Here is a 15299-nt window from a genome sequence, read left to right on the forward strand (position 1 = left end):
GCCGCCCACCGGCCGTCCTGCCCCTCGCCCTGTTTGTCGCCCTGTTTGTCGTCCTGTCCGCTTTTCTGCCGGCCCTCCCCGCCGCCGCACCGAGGTCGACGCCGGGGCCCGCGTTCAGTGCCAGGCCGGGATCGGGGGCAAGCACCTCACCGAGATCCGCGTCCCCCCGTACACCCGTTGCGGCGTGCGTCACGGACGCGGGCGCCAGGTCGGGGGCCGACGCCTCGTGCTCGTCCGCCACGAGCAGGTGCAGGGCCGCGTACACGAGCCAGACCGCGAACATCGTCAGCTGGGCCCGGTGCGCGATCCCCACCCCCTGCCCTGTCACGAGCGCGCCCACCATGAGCACCGTGGCGCCCACGCTGAGCCACGTGAACGACCACGCCACCCACGACCGCCACCTCATGCCGAGCAGCACCATCGCGGCCAGCCCGCACACCGTGGACAGCGAGCCGGCCAGCGCGTGCAGCCGGTGCGGCCATGACGGCTCCCGCAGCCCGCACGCGGGGTCGCTCAGCACCGCGCAGTCGAGGGGGAACACCGCGGAGGCGGAGGTGAGCAGCCCGAACGCGGCCAGCGCCAGCCAGCCCTGCCACTCGCGCGCCGCCCTCGGCAGGAGCAGCACGCCGGACACGCACGCCAGCCCGGCCAGCCCGTCGCTGATCCGGAACAGGCGCGTCCACGGCTGGTCGCGGGCGGCCAGCTCGCTGACGTACCCGTGGGCTCTGTCGACCGCCGGCGTGGTGAACTGGCCGGTGATCCACGCGCTGCCCAGCACCGCCGCCACGATGAACGCGGATGCTGCGAGCACGAACAATCTTCGCTCCACGTGAGCATTAGATCACCATGGGTGATAGTCGCTCAGGAGCGCCTCTGTCAGAGGCCGGGCGCGCCCCAGACGGGGAACCACCGGCTGAGGTCCTTCTCCAGCGGCAGCTCGCCCTCCAGCGCGCCCCTGGCCTGCAGTTCGAGCGCGTTGTCGCGCCGCTGACCGGGCAGCGGCGCGAACGGGTAGAAGGTGCCCCGTTTGTACAGGTAGACGACCGCCAGCCGGCGACCGTCGTCCGGGGCGGCGAACGAGGCCAGCGAGCACAGCAGCGAGGGCCCGAACCCGGCCCCCTCCAGGGACGAGTTGACCGCGTGAAGCTCGGTGACCAGGTCGCTGAGGGCGTCGGGCGAGCGGCGTACGAGCAGCCAGGTGTAGCCGTAGCCGTCGTCCGACTCCTCGACGCGCTCGCCCAGCAGCGCCTTGACGTCGCGTTCGAGCGTGGCGAACGCGCCGCCCTCCGCCGCCCTGAACGCCACCGAGCCGAGGCCCGTGGGCGTGAGCCCGGTCGCGGCCTGCAGCGTCACGGCCGCGGACGGCAGCGCGAACAGCGCGTCGAGGTTGGGCTTGACCGGTTTCGACCGGCCGAGCAGCGCATCGAGCCAGCCCATACGGGTTCAGCCCCTTCCGAGCTGCTTGGAGATGTTCGTCAGCTGCTCCAGGCGCCGATCGAGCCGCGGATGCGTGGAGAACAGGTTCGCGAGCGTCTCGCCCGGGGCCAGCGCCGGGGCGAAGTAGAAGGCGTTGAACGGCTCGGCCTCGCGCAGGTCGCGGGTCGGGATCCTGGCCATGTCACCGCTGATCTTGACCAGCGCGCTGGCCAGGGCCGACGGCCGCTGGGTGAGCAGCGCGCCCGCGCGGTCGGCGGCCAGCTCCCGGTAACGCGACAGAGCGCGCGTGAGCAGGAAGCTGACGGCGTACACGATGACGGAGACCAGGACGATGATCAGCCCGACCGGTACGCCGCCCTGGCCGCCGTTGCGGCGGCCGCCGAGCCCGGAGAAGAGGGCGAACCTGGTCATGAGCCCCGCCACGATGCCGAGGAACGAGGCGATCGTCATGACGGCCACGTCGCGGTGGGCGACGTGCGAGAGCTCGTGGGCGAGCACGCCTTCGAGCTCCTGCGGCTCAAGGCGGCGCAGGATGCCCGTCGTCACGCAGACGACGGCGTTCTTCTGGTTACGGCCGGTGGCGAAGGCGTTGGGGACGTCGGAATCCGCGATCGCCACCCGCGGTTTGGGCATGTCGGCCAGCGCGCACAGCCGGTCGATCATGCCGTGCAACTCGGGGGCCTCCTGCGGCGAGACCTCCCGCCCTCCCATCGCGAACAACGCGATGCGGTCGGACAGGAAATACTGCACGAGCAGCAGACCCCCTGCCAGCACCAGCACGGTCAGCGCCCGCACGCCCAGGGCGATCAGGACGCCGACGAACACCACGTAGAGCAGCCCGAGCAGGAACATCGTCACGACCATGCGGCCGGTCAGGCCGCGGTCGGGCGCGAACCGGGTGCGCACGGGGGCTCAGCCCGGGATGAGGCCTTGGTCGCCCAGCATCTCCCGGACCTCCTCGATCGAGGCGTCCGCGGGGGGAAGGATCAGCTCTGACGGCTCAAGGCTGTCGTCGGGGAGCGCCTTGCCCACGTGGCGCACCTTGTCGAGCAGTGCGTGCAGCTTGGCACGGAAGGACGTCTCGTCGCCCGCGTCGATAGCCGCCTCCAGCTCGGTGTCGAGCTCGTTGAGGACCGAGATGTCGTCGGCGGAGATCTCCACCTGACCCTCGCCCATGATCCTGACAATCATGCGCCCTCCCCTGGCTGACGCAACTGCTGGGTCTGGCCGGGCTGCTGCTGGGCCTGCTGAGGAGCCTGCTGCGGCTGCTGCTGCGGCTGGCCCTGCTCGAGGGCGCTCTGCGGCGCCGGGCCCTGGCCCAGCTCGGACTTCATCCTGGCCAGCTCGAGCTCGACGTCCATGCCGCCGCCCATGCGGTCGAGCTCGGCCTGGATGTCGTCGCCCTTGGTGCCACCGCTGTAGTCGTCGAGCGCCCCGCTGGCCAGCAGCTCGTCGATGGCGCCCGCGCGGGCCTGCATCGTCGCCGTCTTGTCCTCGGCGCGCTGGATCGCCAGGCCGACGTCGCCCATCTCCTCGGAGATGCCGGAGAACGCCTCGTTGATGCGCGTCTGCGCCTCGGCGGCGGTGTAGGTGGCCTTGATCGTCTCCTTCTTCGTGCGGAAGGAGTCGACCTTGGACTGCAGCCGCTGGGAAGCCGTGGTCAGCTTCTCCTCCTCGGCCTGCAGGTTGTCGTGCTGCACCTTCAGGTCGGCCATCTGCGTCTGCAGATTGGACCTGCGCTGCAGCGCCTCGCGGGCGAGGTCTTCACGCCCCACGGACAGCGCCTTGCGGCCCTGCTCCTCGTAACGCTGTGCCTGCTTCTCCAGGCCGGTGATCTGCAGCTCGACCCTCTTGCGCGACGTGGCGACGTCGGCCACGCCCCTGCGCACCTTCTGCAGCAGCTCCAGTTGCCGCTGATAGGAGTAGTCGAGGGTCTCGCGCGGATCCTCCATCTTGTCCAAAGCCCTGTTGGCCTTGGACTTGAAGATCATCGAAAGTCTCTTCATCACGCTCATGCGCGTCGGCCGTCCCCTTCTAGGTCGTGCTGGTGTTCCCAATGCAGCGCAGCCGCCTTGGGATTACCCTACGCATAACGCGCGAGGGCGTCACTAAGTTGCAGTCCAGGTAGGGTTGACGTCGTGTTGCGACGCCGTTCCCAAACCTCCGTGGACGATACCCCCGCCCCCACTGACGATCCTAAGCCCCAGGGCAAAGGTCGTCCCACACCCAAGCGCCGGGATGCCGAAGGCAAACGGCGCCAGCCGGTCTCCGCGCCCAAGGACCGCAAAGAGGCCTACCGACAGATGCGGGCCAAGCAGGCCGCCGAACGCGAAAAGGCCCGCAGGGGCATGCTCGCCGGTGACGAACGTTATTTCCCGGCCAGGGACAAGGGCCCCGCGCGCAAGTTCGCGCGCGACTGGGTCGACTCCCGCCGGCTGCCGAGTCAGTACTTTCTGCCGTTCTCGCTACTCATCCTGCTGGCGACGTGGATCCCCTGGCCGATGGAGATCCGCGCGCAGGTGCTCAACCTCGTCATCGCGGTCGGCTGGCCGATCATGATGATCGGCGTGCTGTTCACCTCCGTCTATGTCGCCTGGAAGGTGAAGCGGGAGGTGGCGCAGAAGATGCCCGGCGAGAGCCTGCGGGGCGTGGGCTTCTACGCGGCCATGCGGGCGCTGCAGATCCGGCGGCTGCGTTTCCCGCCGCCGCAGGTCCTGCCGGGCGGCAAGCCGGTACAGCCAAAGCGGTAACCATTTTTTCCCGATTTTCCGGGAGACTCCGAAAAGTCGGGAAAATTATGGGTTGTCGTACGCGGCGTTGTCCCAGCGCAGCACGCCCCGCCTGACCACGGGCCGCCGGCCGTCGATCTCCGCACCCGTCTCCAGGGCGTCGGCCACGGCCCGCATCAGCGCGTGGTAGGACGGCAGCCGGGGCCCCGCGCCCTCCCATCCGACGGCGCCGTCCATGGAGTCGAGCACGGCGCGCCTCCCGTCCACGCCGAGGAACGGGATCGCCCGGTCGCTCACGTCCTCGCCCGCGGGGTCGCGTCCTGCTTCGGCGCGCTCCCTGGCGCACTGCGCCCGCCAGGCGTCCCTGATCTGGCGGACGCCGAGGATCGGCGTCCCGTCCCGCGAGAAGCCGAACGCTCCCGCTCCGCGTGAGCCGTTGTGGCGCAGGAGCGAGGCGCGCAGGTCGTCGGGAAAGTCCATGCCCATCTGCGCCTCGGCGATCGCGATCGTGCGCGCCCTGCCAGGCGCTCCGAGCGTCCGGTACGTACGCGGAGCGTTGGCCTTCAGCCATCGCTCGATCCGCCGCCACTGGCGGTTCACCGCCCGCCTGACCTTCGGGTCGACCGGCCTGACCCCGGCCACGCGTTGTTCGGGGACGCACCCGTCATCGGCGACGACCCAGGGCTGCGGCTGCGCGCTGGCGAGCATCCGCGCGGTCGGCGCGTCCTGTTCCTCCTCGTACGCCTGCCCCCGGGCCGTGGCCGTCTCCTGCGCCTCCGTGGGGACCAGCGCGGCCACCAGGGTGAGCGCCACGACCGCCACGATGCCGGCCCACGCCAGGCCCATCCCGGTCCTCCCGGCCGGTCGCGGTCGCGCGGGCGGCGGGGACGGCGTCTCCGGCATGCGGGCGCGGCGGCGCAGCCGGACCACGATGGCGGTCACGACGGCGGCCGTCAGCGCCAGCCGTACGAGCTTCAGCACGTCGCGCACCCTATCCCGAACGGATCACCCCACGTGCCGGGATTAGAGTCGGATGCATGGAATTCCGACACCTCGGTCGCAGCGGCCTCATGGTCAGCGAGATCAGCTACGGCAACTGGCTCACCCACGGCTCCCAGGTCGAGGAGGACGCCGCCAAACAGTGCGTTCAGGCGGCACTCGACGAGGGCATCACCACGTTCGATACGGCCGACGTGTACGCGGCGACGAAGGCCGAGGCAGTGCTCGGCCGGGCGCTCAGGGACGTACGCAGGGAGTCGGTGGAGATCTTCACCAAGGTCTACTGGCCGACCGGCCCCGGCAAGAACGACCGCGGCCTGTCGCGCAAGCACCTCACCGAGTCGATCCACGCCTCGCTGCGGCGGCTGCAGACCGACTACATCGACCTGTACCAGGCTCACCGCTTCGACTACGAGACCCCGCTCGAGGAGACGCTCAAGACCTTCGACGACCTCGTACGCCAGGGCAAGGTCCTCTACGTCGGCGTCAGCGAGTGGAACGCCGAGCAGATCGCCCAGGCTCTCAAGATCGCCGACGAGATGGGCTTCGACCGGATCGTGTCGAACCAGCCCCAGTATTCGATGTTGTGGCGGGTCATCGAGTCCGAGATCGTGCCGCTGAGCGAGAAGGAGGGCGTCGGCCAGATCGTGTGGTCGCCGATCGCCCAGGGGGTGCTCACCGGGAAATACCTGCCGGGGCAGCAGCCGCCGGAGGGTTCGCGGGCGACCGACAAGAGCGGCGGCAGCTCCATGATCGCCCGGTGGATGAGGGACGACGTGCTGACCCGCGTACAGGAGCTCAAGCCGATCGCCGCGGACCTGGGGCTCAGCATGGCGCAACTGGCCATCGCCTGGGTGCTGCAGAACCCGAACGTCTCCAGCGCCATCATCGGGGCCAGCCGTCCCGAGCAGGTGCGTGACAACGTACGGGCGTCGGGCGTCAAGCTGGACGCGGACGTGCTGCGGCGGATCGACGACGTGCTCGGCCAGGTAGTAGAGCGCGACCCCTCCAAGACCGAGAGCCCCCGCACTCGCCCATAACCACACAAACAGCGAAAACCCCTTGAGCCACGAATGCGCTCAAGGGGTTTTCGCCGTTTCTGGCAGTCACTCCGGACGCAATGACATTCCTGCGTATTCGACGCGGTCCTCCTCGAGCAAGGCCACCTGCTCTACCCCGGATTCGAGCAGGTCACGCCAGTTCTCGCCGAGCCAGGACTCCGCGTCCGCCTGGCTCGGAAAAACCTCTCGCGGCAAAGGACGATCCGTTACCTCACCACCATGTGCATTTTCATAACGCCAACGCCATGTCATGCCATACGCTCCTTTTCCGCCAGTTCGCCGGCGCACCCTCCGCAGGCACTGGAACCCTACTCCCGAGTTCGGAGGTCCATCGATGCCGCGCGCGTTTCGTGTCGCCACCGGAGTCGCCCTCGGGGCGGCGACCCTGATCTTCCTGCCCTGCCCTGCCCTCGCCGCACCGCCCGTCACACCCCGGGGACCCCGTGCCCGGCGCGGCGCGCGGGTGGAGCGTCTGGCAGAGCGACGGCACCGCCTCCACCGCCAGGGTCCGGGTGGACGCGGGCGGGGACGTGGTCGCGGTCGACGACTATCCGGCCAGGGAGAAGGGCGGCGCGGCGCTGACCGCGGCCCCCGACGCCGCCGGGGGCGGGCCGCCGGTCATGGTGATCGCGGGTGGGGCGGGCGTACTGGTCCTGCTCGGAGGCTGCGCGCTGGTGGCCACTCGCCGCCGCACCACGGCGAAGACGTCCGGCTGACCGCGCCGGCCGTGTCCGTGCCGGCTCTGGAACGTTCCCGGCGGCCGCGCCCGTGCCCTGGGGCCGCGGGAACCGGTGCGGGTTTGTACGCTCGGCGCGGTGAAGCTCCTTCTCAACGGCACGGCGGGCGGCGCGGGCTGGCCGGAACCCGGGTGTTCGTGCGTCTCGTGCGCCGGGCTGCCCGCCGAGCATCGCCGCCCGTTCGAGCTGGTCGTGGACGGCGTGGCCCGCTACCCCTTCACCGGCCCGCCCAGCGGCTACCGGCCGCTCGCGGGCGGTCTGGGGCTGGCGGGTCCCGACGGAACCATGCTTCTCCACCTGCCCGCGGGACGTACACCGCCGCCGGACGGGCCCGCCCGCTACGACGTCGTGCTGATCGACCTCCTGGACCGCCCGGAGCGGCTCGGCACACTGCGGCGCGCGGGGCTGGCCGACGACGCGACCCTGGTGGTGGCCGTCGGGCTCGATCACCGGGTGCGGTCGGAGGAGGAACTGGCCAGGCGCCTGCGGCTGTGGAGGGCGATCGCCGTTCCTGACGGCACCGAGCTGGCGTGCCGCCCGGCCGGCCGCTCTCCGGGCGACCTTGCCGATGACGTGACCAGCCACGCAGGCAACCAGGGGAGCGCCCGTGTGGGCCTGCCGCGGCGGACGCTGCTGCTGGGCGGGGCGCGCTCGGGCAAGTCGGCGGAGGCGGAGCTGCGGCTGGCGGCGGAGCCGTACGTCACTTATGTCGCCACCGGGCCGACCGGCGGGGAGGACGGCGAGTGGGCGGAACGAGTGGGGGCGCACCGGGAGCGGCGGCCCGCGCACTGGGTCACCGCCGAGACCACCGACCTGGCCACCGCCATCACGGGCGCCACCACACCGCTGCTGATCGACGGGCTGGGGACCTGGGTGGCGGCGGTTTTCGACGAGTACGGGGCCTGGGAGGGGGACCGCGCGCCCGTGGTCGCGCGCTGCGACGACCTCGTGGCGGCGTGGCGGCGGGCCCCGGAGCCGATTGTGGCGGTGTCCGACGAGGTGGGGCTGGGCGTGGTGCCCGCCACGGCCGCCGGACGGGCCTTCAGGGACGTGCTGGGACGGCTGAACGAGCGCCTGGCCGCCGAGTCCGAGCATGTGGCGCTGGTGGTCGCCGGGCGCCCGCTGGAGCTCTGACGGCCGTCCAGGACGCCGTCACGAGCGCACTCCGGAACGCTGACGGGGACACGTCCGGGAACGCCGTCACAGGCCCGTGCGGGAGGTCGGACGGGGACACGTCCGAAAGCGCACGCATCGACGCGTGCGGCGATCCTGACAGGGGCCGGGAAGCGGCCGCACGCCCGGTCACGGAGAGGGTCAGGCGCGTGCGGCGCGGGCGTACCAGCGGCCGTCCACGCGGTCCACGTGCAGGGAGCGGCCGAAGCAGTCGGAGAGGTTGGCGGGGGTGAGCACGTCGTCCGCCGCGCCCATGGCGAGCACCCGGGCGTCGCGCATCAGCATCGCGTGCGTGGTCGTCGCGGGCACCTCCTCCAGGTGGTGCGTCACCGTCACCGTGGTGAGCACGGGCCTGGTGGCGGCGAGGTCCTCGACGGCGGAGATGAGGTCTTCCCTGGCGGGCAGGTCGAGCCCCGCGAACGGCTCGTCGAGCAGCAGCACCGCCGGGTCGGCCATGAGCGCCCTGGCCACGCGGATCCTCGCCCGCTCCCCCTGCGAGCACACGCGGAACGGCCGCTCCGCCAGTTCCTTGCATCCCAGGTCGGCGAGCAGGCGGTGAGCCCGGTCGCGCTCCACGTCGCCGTACTTGTCCCACAGCGGAACGCTCGTCCCCGTGTGACCGGTGAGCACCACGGTGTGCGCGGTCGCGCCCTCCTCCTCCATCAGCTCCTCGTCGATCAGCCGCTGGCTGGAGGCGACGAGGCCGATGTGCCGGCGCAGCTCGCGCACGTCGACCCGGCCGAGCGGGTGGCCGAGCACCTTGACCGTGCCCTCGCTGGGGTGCCGTACGGCGCCGGCCAGTGAGAGGAGCGTTGTCTTGCCCGCGCCGTTGGGCCCGAGGACGGCCCAGTGGTCGCCGTAGCCGACCTGCCAGTCGATGCCGTCGAGCAGCGCCTTGCCGACAACGCGGACGCCTACGCCTTCGAGTTCAAGCACGTGCATCCCGACAGACTAGTGGGCACCGGGATCGTCCGTTACCGATGTGAAATACGAACGCGTACCGGCGTTACGGTGTCGGCCAGGCACGAGGAGAGGGCGGCGGTCCGGTGAGAGGGTTTGCCAGGGTGGGGCGGCAGGCGGACGGCTGGCGGTTCTCGGCCGGCACGCTGACCGTCTTCCCCGTACGCGTGGAACGGGCGGACCGGAAGGTCGCGGGGCAGGCGATGGTGCTGGCGCCGGCCGTCGGGCTGATGCTCGGGCTCGTCGCCGGGCTGCCGTTGCCGCTCGTTGCGCTGTTGCACGGGCCGCCGCTGCTGGGGGCGGCGCTGGCGGTGGGGGCGCTGGCCGTACTGACCCGGGGGCTGCACCTCGACGGGCTCGCCGACCTCGCCGACGGGCTGGGCAGCGGCAAGCCGGCCGCGCAGGCGCTCGACATCATGAAAAAGTCGGACATCGGGCCGTTCGGGGTGATGACGCTGGTCCTCACGCTGCTCATCCAGGCCGCCGCGGCGGCCGGCGCCGGCTACGCGGCCTTCGTGACCGCCTGCGCGGCGGGACGGCTGGCGCTGGTGTGGGCCTGTCGCGCGGGCGTGCCCGCCGCCAGGCCGGACGGGCTCGGCGCGATGGTCGCGGGCACGGTACGCCCGCCAGCGCCGTGGCTCGTCACCGCGGCCGCCCTGCTCGCCGCCGCCGCGCTCGGCCTGGCCGCGTTTCTCGCGGGCGCCGTTTCCCTCCCCGGCGCCGATTCCCTCACTGCCGATTCCCTCACTGTCGTGGATTCCCTCACCGGCGCGGCGACCGCCGCCGGGTTCGCCGCCGGGGCCGCCGCTCCGGGCACAGGCATCGGGACAGCGGGTGTGCTCGTGTTGCCGGCCGGGCTGCTCGCCGGGCTCGGCGCCGCCCTGCTGCTGCTCCGGCACGCCGGGCGGCGGCTCGGCGGGATCACCGGCGACGTGCTGGGCGCGCTCGTGGAGACCGCCACGGCCACGACGCTGGTCGTGTGCGCGCTACTCGGCTGAGCTCCGCGCGTCGGCGGCGACGGGCCGCGCCTGGGCCGGCGGCTCCTGGCGTACGGGGAAGAAGCGGAGCAGCGCCGCGCCGGCCAGTGCGAGGACGACCCAGCCGACCAGGCCGGTCAGCCCGACCAGGAGTTCGTTGGGGGGCGCGGCGTCGTCGCCGAGCAGCAGGACGGGCGGGACGACCGCGTTGAGCGAGCCGTGGGCCACGACCGCGGGCCACACGCTGCCCGTACGCAGCCGCAGCCAGCCGAACAGCACCCCGGCCAGCACGCAGAAGCCGATGAAGAACAGCGCCGCCCACGAGCCCAGGCTCGGGTAGTTGTAGCCGAGCAGGGTGAGCGGCGCGTGCCAGAGGCCCCAGATCGCGCCGGAGAGGAGCAGGCCGGCGAGCACGCCGTTCGTGGAGGTGAGGCGGGGCAGCAGCCAGCCACGCCACCCCCACTCCTCCCCCAGCGCGGGGATCGCGTTGAGCAGCGGCCCGGCGAGGATCGCCACGACGATCTGCAGTGCCGCGACCGTGCCGAGGTCGGCGGGGATCTCCATGCCGCGCGCCTCGAGGGCCGCCCTGAGCAGGCTGAGCCGGTCGAGGTCGAGCGCGACCAGGCCGGCGGCGGCGCTGAGCCCCATCGCGAGGAACGCCAGCAGCGGCACCCCGAGCCAGGTGGCCGCCACGATCAGCCCGGTGCGCTTCCTGCTCCCGCCGAGCGTGAGCCCGGTCGTGCGGGCCCACTCCTTGGAGGGCGTGCGCGTGACGGCCCACACGCCGAGCAGCGCCGCGGTGGGCGTGAACATCATGACCGTGGCCAGCAGGGGCATCAGGGGCGAGCCGAGGCCCCCGCCGAGCCACAAGGGCAGCGCGGCCGCCCAGGACAGCCCGAAGGCGAGGACGATGAAGATGGGGAGAGGTCTGTTCATGGCTCCACTCGCTCCGCGATGAGGGCGTTGATGAGGGATGTGCCGCGTGCGGCGTCGTCGATGCTGACCGCGAGCCGACCGCCGGAACGGTACCTGATGATCAGGCACTCCCCGCCGCGCAACATGATGGGGGCGCTGCCGGGGGGCCCGCGGAAGCCCCGGCGGACCCGATGGGACGCAGCACGACCAGCACACCCACGCCGGCGCCCGTGGCGGCGGCGAGAACGGCCGGCCACGGGTTGGTGACGCGGCTGACCCGGACCGTGCGCCCTCCCTCCTTGAGCCGCGGTCGCGGCGGGCGCGCGCCGGCGGAAGGCGGCTGGTCGTGCTCAGCCCTGCCGAGGTAGCCGGCCGCCACGGCCACGGCGGCGGATCCCGCGAGGGTGGCGATGACCTGCCAGGCCGGCAGCTGCGCTGCTGTCCGGACAGGTACGTCGAGGATCGTGTCCAGGACCGGGACGAAGGCGGCGGTCACCGGCAGGCCCCAGGCCGCGGCGGTGGCTCGCGTGTGGTTCACGTCAACTCCTCCACGATGGCGATGAGGTCGTCACGGTCGTAACCGTGTTTTCTCGCGTCCTCCAGCAGTTCACGCGCCCGCTGCACCAGCAGGGCACGCCCGTCCGCACGGCCCGCGACGCTGACCCCCCGGCCCCTCCTGAACTCCAGCAGTCCCTCGTCCCGCAGGTCGCGCAGCGCCCGCAGCACGGTGTTGGCGTTGATGCCGAGCGCCTGGGCCATGTCGCGGGCGGGCGGCAGCCGGTCGCCCGGACGGTAGGAACCCTCACCGATGGCGCGGCGGATGGCCCCGGCCACCTGCTCGTGCAGGGGCCGGGCGTCATTCAGATCGAGCGTCAGCAGCATGAAGCCAATGACATTATCACTATGTCCTACGAACGCCCATACGACTATTGGTAGGATGAACCCCTGTTTGTGAGTACGGAGAAACCGTGGATAGCATCGGTTTACGTGACCACTGTGCGGCTGAACTCAGCAGATCCCGTCTCCTTCGACACCGACGCGTTGATCGTCGGCTTCAGGTCCGGCCCCGACGGCCCCCGGCCCGTGACGGGCGACGAGTCCCTCGAAACGGCCTTCGGCGGCAAGCTCGCCGCCTCGCTAGAAACAGTCGCCTTCACCGGCAAGACGGGCGAGCTGGCCAAGCTGCCGACGTTCGGCGCCACCGCCGCGCCGCTGCTGGTCGCGGTCGGCCTGGGCGACTCCCCCGACACCGACGGCCTGCGCCGGGCCGCGGGCGCCGCCGTGCGCTCCCTGGCCGGCACCGCGCGCGCCGCGCTCGTCCTGCCCGCGGGCGATCCCGACGAGGCCGAGGCCGTCGCGCTGGGCGCGCTGCTGGGGGCGTACGCGTTCTCCCGCTACCGCACCGACGGCGGGCAGAAGCCCCCCGTCTCCGAGCTCACGGTGGTCTCCGGCCAGCCCGAGGGCGTGGCCGAGCGGGCGAGTGTGCTGGCCGAGTCCGTCGCCCTGGTGCGCGACCTGGTCAACACGCCGCCCTCCGACCTGTGGCCGGCCAAATTCGCCGAGATCGCCGAGCAGTCGGGCGGCAAGGCGGGGCTGAGCGTCGAGGTGCTCGACGAGAAGGCGCTCAAGGACGGCGGCTACGGCGGCCTCATCGGCGTCGGCCAGGGCTCGGCCAACCCGCCGCGCCTGGTCCGCCTCTCCTACAAGCACCCCGAGGCCAGCAAGACCCTGGCGTTCGTGGGCAAGGGCATCACGTTCGACTCCGGCGGCCTGTCGCTCAAGCCGTCCGCCTCGATGGACTGGATGAAGTCCGACATGGGCGGCGCGGGTGCCGTGCTCGGCGCGCTGATCGGCATCGCCAGGCTCGGCCTGCCCGTCAACGCGATCGGCTACCTCTGCCTGGCGGAGAACCTGCCGAGCGGCACGGCGCAGCGCCCCTCCGACGTCATCCACAGCTACAGCGGCAAGACGGTCGAGGTGCTCGACACCGACGCCGAGGGCCGCCTGGTGCTCATGGACGGCATCGCCAGGGCCGCCGAGGACGAGCCCGACGTGATCGTCGACGTCGCCACCCTCACCGGCGCGCAAATCGTGGCGCTCGGCTGGCGCACCGCGGGCGTCATGGCCAACGACGACGCCGTCAGGGAACTCGTCCTCGACGCCGCCAAGGCCGCGGGCGAGGGCGCGTGGGGCATGCCGCTGCCCGAGGAGCTGCGCAAAGGGCTCGACTCACCGATCGCCGACCTCGCCAACCTGCAGCCCGAGCGGTGGGGCAGCATGCTGGCGGCGGGTCTCTTTCTGAAGGAGTTCGTGCCCGAAGGGGTGCGCTGGGCCCACATCGACATGGCGGGGCCCGCGTTCAACAAGGGCGAGCCGTACGGTTACATCCCGAAGGGCGGCACCGGTGCGATCACGCGCACGCTCATCGGACTGGCAGAGCGGCACGCAAGCATCTGAAACAAATGAAAAGATGAGGGCATCACAACACCCCGACAAGGAGCCTTCCTGTGGCCTATGACATCGTCGTCCTAGGTGGCGGCAGCGGCGGTTATGCCTGCGCGCTCCGGGCGGCCGAGCTGGGCAAGTCGGTCGTCCTGATCGAAAAGGACAAGATCGGCGGCACCTGCCTCCACAGGGGATGCATCCCCACGAAGGCTCTGCTGCACTCCGCCGAGGTCGCCGACGAGACCCGCGAGAGCGAGTCCTTCGGCGTCAAGGCGAGCTTCGACGGCATCGACGTCCAGGGCGTGCACGCGTTCAAGGACAAGATCGTCACGAGGGCGTGGAAGGGCGTGCAGGGCCTGCTGAAGGGTGCCGGCGTGACGATCGTCGAGGGCGAGGGCCGCCTCGCGGGCCCCGGCAGGGTCCAGGTGGGCTCCGAGGTCTACGAAGGCCGCAACGTCGTCCTGGCCACCGGCTCCGCGCCCAAGACGCTGCCCGGCCTGGAGATCGACGGCGAGCGCGTCATCACCAGCGAGCACACGCTCACGATGGACCACGTGCCGAGCTCGGTGATCGTGCTGGGCGGTGGTGTGATCGGCGTCGAGCTGGCCAGCGTCTACCGCTCGTTCGGAGCCGAGGTCACGATCGTCGAGGCGCTGCCGCACCTGCTGCCCACCGAGGAGGAGTCCAGCTCCAAGCTGCTGGAGCGGGCCTTCCGCCGCCGCGGCATCAAATACGAGCTGGGCGTCTTCTTCGACGGCGCCAAGACCACCGAAACCGGTGTGGTCGTCACGCTCGCCAACGGCAAGACCCTCGACGCCGAGTTGCTGCTCGTCGCGGTCGGCCGCGGCGCCGTCTCCTCGGGCATGGGCTTCGAGGAGCAGGGCATCACCATCGAGCGCGGCGCCGTCGTGGTCGACGAGCACTGCCAGACGTCCGTGCCGGGCGTCTACGCCATCGGCGACCTCATCCCGACGCTGCAGCTCGCGCACGCCGGGTTCGCGGAGGGGATCATGGTGGCCGAGCACATCGCCGGCCTCAACCCGCCGCCCATCGACTACGCGGGCGTGCCGCGCATCACCTACTCCGACCCCGAGGTGGCCTCCGTCGGCATCACCTCGGCGCAGGCGGCCGAGCGCGGCATCGAGATCGTCGAGCAGGCTTACGACCTGGCGGGCAACCCCAAGAGCCAGATCCTCGGCACCTCGGGCGCCGTGAAGGTCATCGCCCGGAAGGACGGACCCGTCGTCGGTGTCCACATGGTGGGCAGGCGCATCGGCGAGCTCGTCACGGAAGGCCAGCTGATCTACAACTGGGAGGCGCTGCCCGCAGAGGTCGCCCAGCTCATCCACGCACATCCGACGCAGTCCGAGGCAGTCGGTGAGGCGATGCTGGCCCTGGCCGGCAAGCCGTTGCACGTACACAACTAGTCCAGCCCTCGAGATCAGAACGCGAGAGAAGAATAACGATGCCGGTCTCCGTACAGATGCCCCAGCTCGGCGAGAGCGTGACCGAGGGCACCGTAACCCGTTGGCTGAAGAAGGAGGGCGAGCGCGTCGAGGCTGACGAGCCGCTCCTCGAAGTGTCGACCGACAAGGTCGACACCGAGATCCCGTCGCCGTCCGCGGGCGTCCTCACCAAGATCGTGGTGGCCGAGGACGAGACGGTCGAGGTCGGGGCCGAGCTCGCCGTCATCGACGAGAACGGCCAGGCAGGCGCCACCGCGTCGGCTCCCGAGGCGGCCCCGGCCGCCGAGCCGGCCCCGCAGCCGGCCCCGCAGCCGGCCGCGCAGCCCGAGCCTGAGCCCGAGCCGGCGCCGGCTCCTCCCGCCTCCTCGATCCCGCAGCCGGCTCCGGCCCAGCCCGCCCC

The 15299-nt window shown here is 71.6% G+C and carries 19 protein-coding genes; 8 read left to right on the forward strand and 11 right to left on the reverse strand.

What is annotated here, in order from left to right; genetic code table 11:
• The 5 genes from GUY59_RS41945 to GUY59_RS41965 form a co-directional block, all read right to left on the reverse strand.
• Nucleotides 1–829: DUF998 domain-containing protein (locus GUY59_RS41945; protein WP_161714989.1), on the reverse strand; the 829-nt coding region annotated here is incomplete at its 3' end.
• A 47-nt stretch (nucleotides 830–876) separates the two neighbouring features.
• Nucleotides 877–1437 (reverse strand): PspA-associated protein PspAB, encoded by a 561-nt coding sequence (gene pspAB, locus GUY59_RS41950; RefSeq protein WP_132339830.1) that lies wholly within the window; start codon nucleotides 1435–1437, stop codon nucleotides 877–879.
• Between the two features lie 6 nt (nucleotides 1438–1443).
• Nucleotides 1444–2343 carry a zinc metalloprotease HtpX gene (gene htpX / locus GUY59_RS41955; RefSeq protein ID WP_132339832.1) on the reverse strand — a complete coding sequence of 300 codons (900 nt, stop codon included), beginning with the start codon at nucleotides 2341–2343 and terminating at the stop codon, nucleotides 1444–1446.
• 6 nt (nucleotides 2344–2349) lie between these two features.
• Nucleotides 2350–2628, reverse strand: coding sequence for a PspA-associated protein PspAA (gene pspAA, locus GUY59_RS41960; protein ID WP_132339834.1), 279 nt, complete (start codon nucleotides 2626–2628; stop codon nucleotides 2350–2352).
• Nucleotides 2625–3452 carry a PspA/IM30 family protein gene (locus tag GUY59_RS41965; protein WP_201761994.1) on the reverse strand — a complete coding sequence of 276 codons (828 nt, stop codon included), beginning with the start codon at nucleotides 3450–3452 and terminating at the stop codon, nucleotides 2625–2627. Before GUY59_RS41965 ends, pspAA begins: the two co-directional genes overlap by 4 nt.
• A 150-nt stretch (nucleotides 3453–3602) precedes the next feature.
• On the opposite strand from GUY59_RS41965, the gene GUY59_RS41970 reads away from it, so the two are divergent.
• On the forward strand, nucleotides 3603–4187 hold the full coding sequence (locus tag GUY59_RS41970; RefSeq protein WP_252375178.1) for a DUF3043 domain-containing protein: 585 nt from the start codon (nucleotides 3603–3605) through the stop codon (nucleotides 4185–4187).
• A 45-nt stretch (nucleotides 4188–4232) separates the two neighbouring features.
• Here GUY59_RS41970 and GUY59_RS41975 read toward each other — a convergent pair whose 3' ends face one another.
• Complete coding sequence (locus GUY59_RS41975; RefSeq protein WP_138206963.1) at nucleotides 4233–5147, reverse strand: SMI1/KNR4 family protein; 915 nt, start codon at nucleotides 5145–5147, stop codon at nucleotides 4233–4235.
• Between the two features lie 56 nt (nucleotides 5148–5203).
• On the opposite strand from GUY59_RS41975, the gene GUY59_RS41980 reads away from it, so the two are divergent.
• Nucleotides 5204–6205, forward strand: coding sequence for an aldo/keto reductase family protein (locus GUY59_RS41980; protein WP_138206961.1), 1002 nt, complete (start codon nucleotides 5204–5206; stop codon nucleotides 6203–6205).
• 66 nt (nucleotides 6206–6271) lie between these two features.
• On the opposite strand, the gene GUY59_RS41985 is transcribed toward GUY59_RS41980, so the two are convergent.
• A complete protein-coding gene (locus GUY59_RS41985; protein ID WP_132339842.1) occupies nucleotides 6272–6478 on the reverse strand; it encodes a hypothetical protein in 207 nt (68 codons plus the stop codon).
• 191 nt (nucleotides 6479–6669) lie between these two features.
• On the opposite strand from GUY59_RS41985, the gene GUY59_RS41990 reads away from it, so the two are divergent.
• A complete protein-coding gene (locus GUY59_RS41990; RefSeq protein WP_138206959.1) occupies nucleotides 6670–6942 on the forward strand; it encodes a hypothetical protein in 273 nt (90 codons plus the stop codon).
• Between the two features lie 99 nt (nucleotides 6943–7041).
• Complete coding sequence (locus GUY59_RS41995; protein WP_138206957.1) at nucleotides 7042–8097, forward strand: bifunctional adenosylcobinamide kinase/adenosylcobinamide-phosphate guanylyltransferase; 1056 nt, start codon at nucleotides 7042–7044, stop codon at nucleotides 8095–8097.
• A gap of 180 nt (nucleotides 8098–8277) precedes the next feature.
• Here GUY59_RS41995 and GUY59_RS42000 read toward each other — a convergent pair whose 3' ends face one another.
• Complete coding sequence (locus tag GUY59_RS42000) at nucleotides 8278–9078, reverse strand: ABC transporter ATP-binding protein (protein ID WP_132339846.1); 801 nt, start codon at nucleotides 9076–9078, stop codon at nucleotides 8278–8280.
• A gap of 104 nt (nucleotides 9079–9182) precedes the next feature.
• Here GUY59_RS42000 and GUY59_RS42005 point away from each other — a divergent pair, with 104 nt between their 5' ends.
• The gene (locus GUY59_RS42005; RefSeq protein ID WP_138206955.1) at nucleotides 9183–10094 is read left to right on the forward strand and encodes an adenosylcobinamide-GDP ribazoletransferase; all 912 of its coding nucleotides are present in this window, start codon (nucleotides 9183–9185) and stop codon (nucleotides 10092–10094) included.
• On the opposite strand, the gene GUY59_RS42010 is transcribed toward GUY59_RS42005, so the two are convergent.
• From GUY59_RS42010 to GUY59_RS42020, 3 genes are all read right to left on the reverse strand, one after another.
• On the reverse strand, nucleotides 10083–11009 hold the full coding sequence (locus GUY59_RS42010) for a CPBP family intramembrane glutamic endopeptidase (protein WP_138206953.1): 927 nt from the start codon (nucleotides 11007–11009) through the stop codon (nucleotides 10083–10085). The genes GUY59_RS42005 and GUY59_RS42010 overlap by 12 nt on opposite strands.
• 100 nt (nucleotides 11010–11109) lie before the next feature.
• Nucleotides 11110–11526, reverse strand: a complete 417-nt coding sequence (locus tag GUY59_RS42015; protein WP_138206951.1) for a hypothetical protein — start codon at nucleotides 11524–11526, stop codon at nucleotides 11110–11112.
• Complete coding sequence (locus GUY59_RS42020) at nucleotides 11523–11870, reverse strand: GntR family transcriptional regulator (protein WP_132339854.1); 348 nt, start codon at nucleotides 11868–11870, stop codon at nucleotides 11523–11525. Before GUY59_RS42020 ends, GUY59_RS42015 begins: the two co-directional genes overlap by 4 nt.
• 105 nt (nucleotides 11871–11975) lie before the next feature.
• Here GUY59_RS42020 and GUY59_RS42025 point away from each other — a divergent pair, with 105 nt between their 5' ends.
• The 3 genes from GUY59_RS42025 to GUY59_RS42035 form a co-directional block, all read left to right on the forward strand.
• Complete coding sequence (locus tag GUY59_RS42025; RefSeq protein ID WP_138206949.1) at nucleotides 11976–13445, forward strand: leucyl aminopeptidase; 1470 nt, start codon at nucleotides 11976–11978, stop codon at nucleotides 13443–13445.
• A 50-nt stretch (nucleotides 13446–13495) separates the two neighbouring features.
• Nucleotides 13496–14860 (forward strand): dihydrolipoyl dehydrogenase, encoded by a 1365-nt coding sequence (lpdA, locus tag GUY59_RS42030; RefSeq protein WP_138206947.1) that lies wholly within the window; start codon nucleotides 13496–13498, stop codon nucleotides 14858–14860.
• A gap of 38 nt (nucleotides 14861–14898) precedes the next feature.
• On the forward strand, nucleotides 14899–15299 hold a 401-nt coding region (locus GUY59_RS42035; RefSeq protein ID WP_330849291.1), incomplete at its 3' end, for a biotin/lipoyl-containing protein.

Origin of the sequence: Nonomuraea sp. K271 (genome assembly GCF_009908215.1) — a bacterium.
In the GTDB taxonomy this organism is placed as follows: Bacteria; Actinomycetota; Actinomycetes; order Streptosporangiales; family Streptosporangiaceae; genus Nonomuraea; species Nonomuraea longispora.

Excerpts from the sequence above, each read along its gene's own strand:
- pspAB (WP_132339830.1), bottom strand. The coding sequence starts at position 1,437 with ATGGGCTGGCTCGATGCGCTGCTCGGCCGGTCGAAACCGGTCAAGCCC.
- pspAA (WP_132339834.1), bottom strand. The coding sequence starts at position 2,628 with ATGATTGTCAGGATCATGGGCGAGGGTCAGGTGGAGATCTCCGCCGAC.
- GUY59_RS41965 (WP_201761994.1), bottom strand. The coding sequence starts at position 3,452 with ATGAGCGTGATGAAGAGACTTTCGATGATCTTCAAGTCCAAGGCCAAC.
- GUY59_RS41980 (WP_138206961.1), top strand. The coding sequence starts at position 5,204 with ATGGAATTCCGACACCTCGGTCGCAGCGGCCTCATGGTCAGCGAGATC.
- GUY59_RS41985 (WP_132339842.1), bottom strand. The coding sequence starts at position 6,478 with ATGACATGGCGTTGGCGTTATGAAAATGCACATGGTGGTGAGGTAACG.
- GUY59_RS42000 (WP_132339846.1), bottom strand. The coding sequence starts at position 9,078 with ATGCACGTGCTTGAACTCGAAGGCGTAGGCGTCCGCGTTGTCGGCAAG.
- GUY59_RS42010 (WP_138206953.1), bottom strand. The coding sequence starts at position 11,009 with ATGAACAGACCTCTCCCCATCTTCATCGTCCTCGCCTTCGGGCTGTCC.
- GUY59_RS42020 (WP_132339854.1), bottom strand. The coding sequence starts at position 11,870 with ATGCTGCTGACGCTCGATCTGAATGACGCCCGGCCCCTGCACGAGCAG.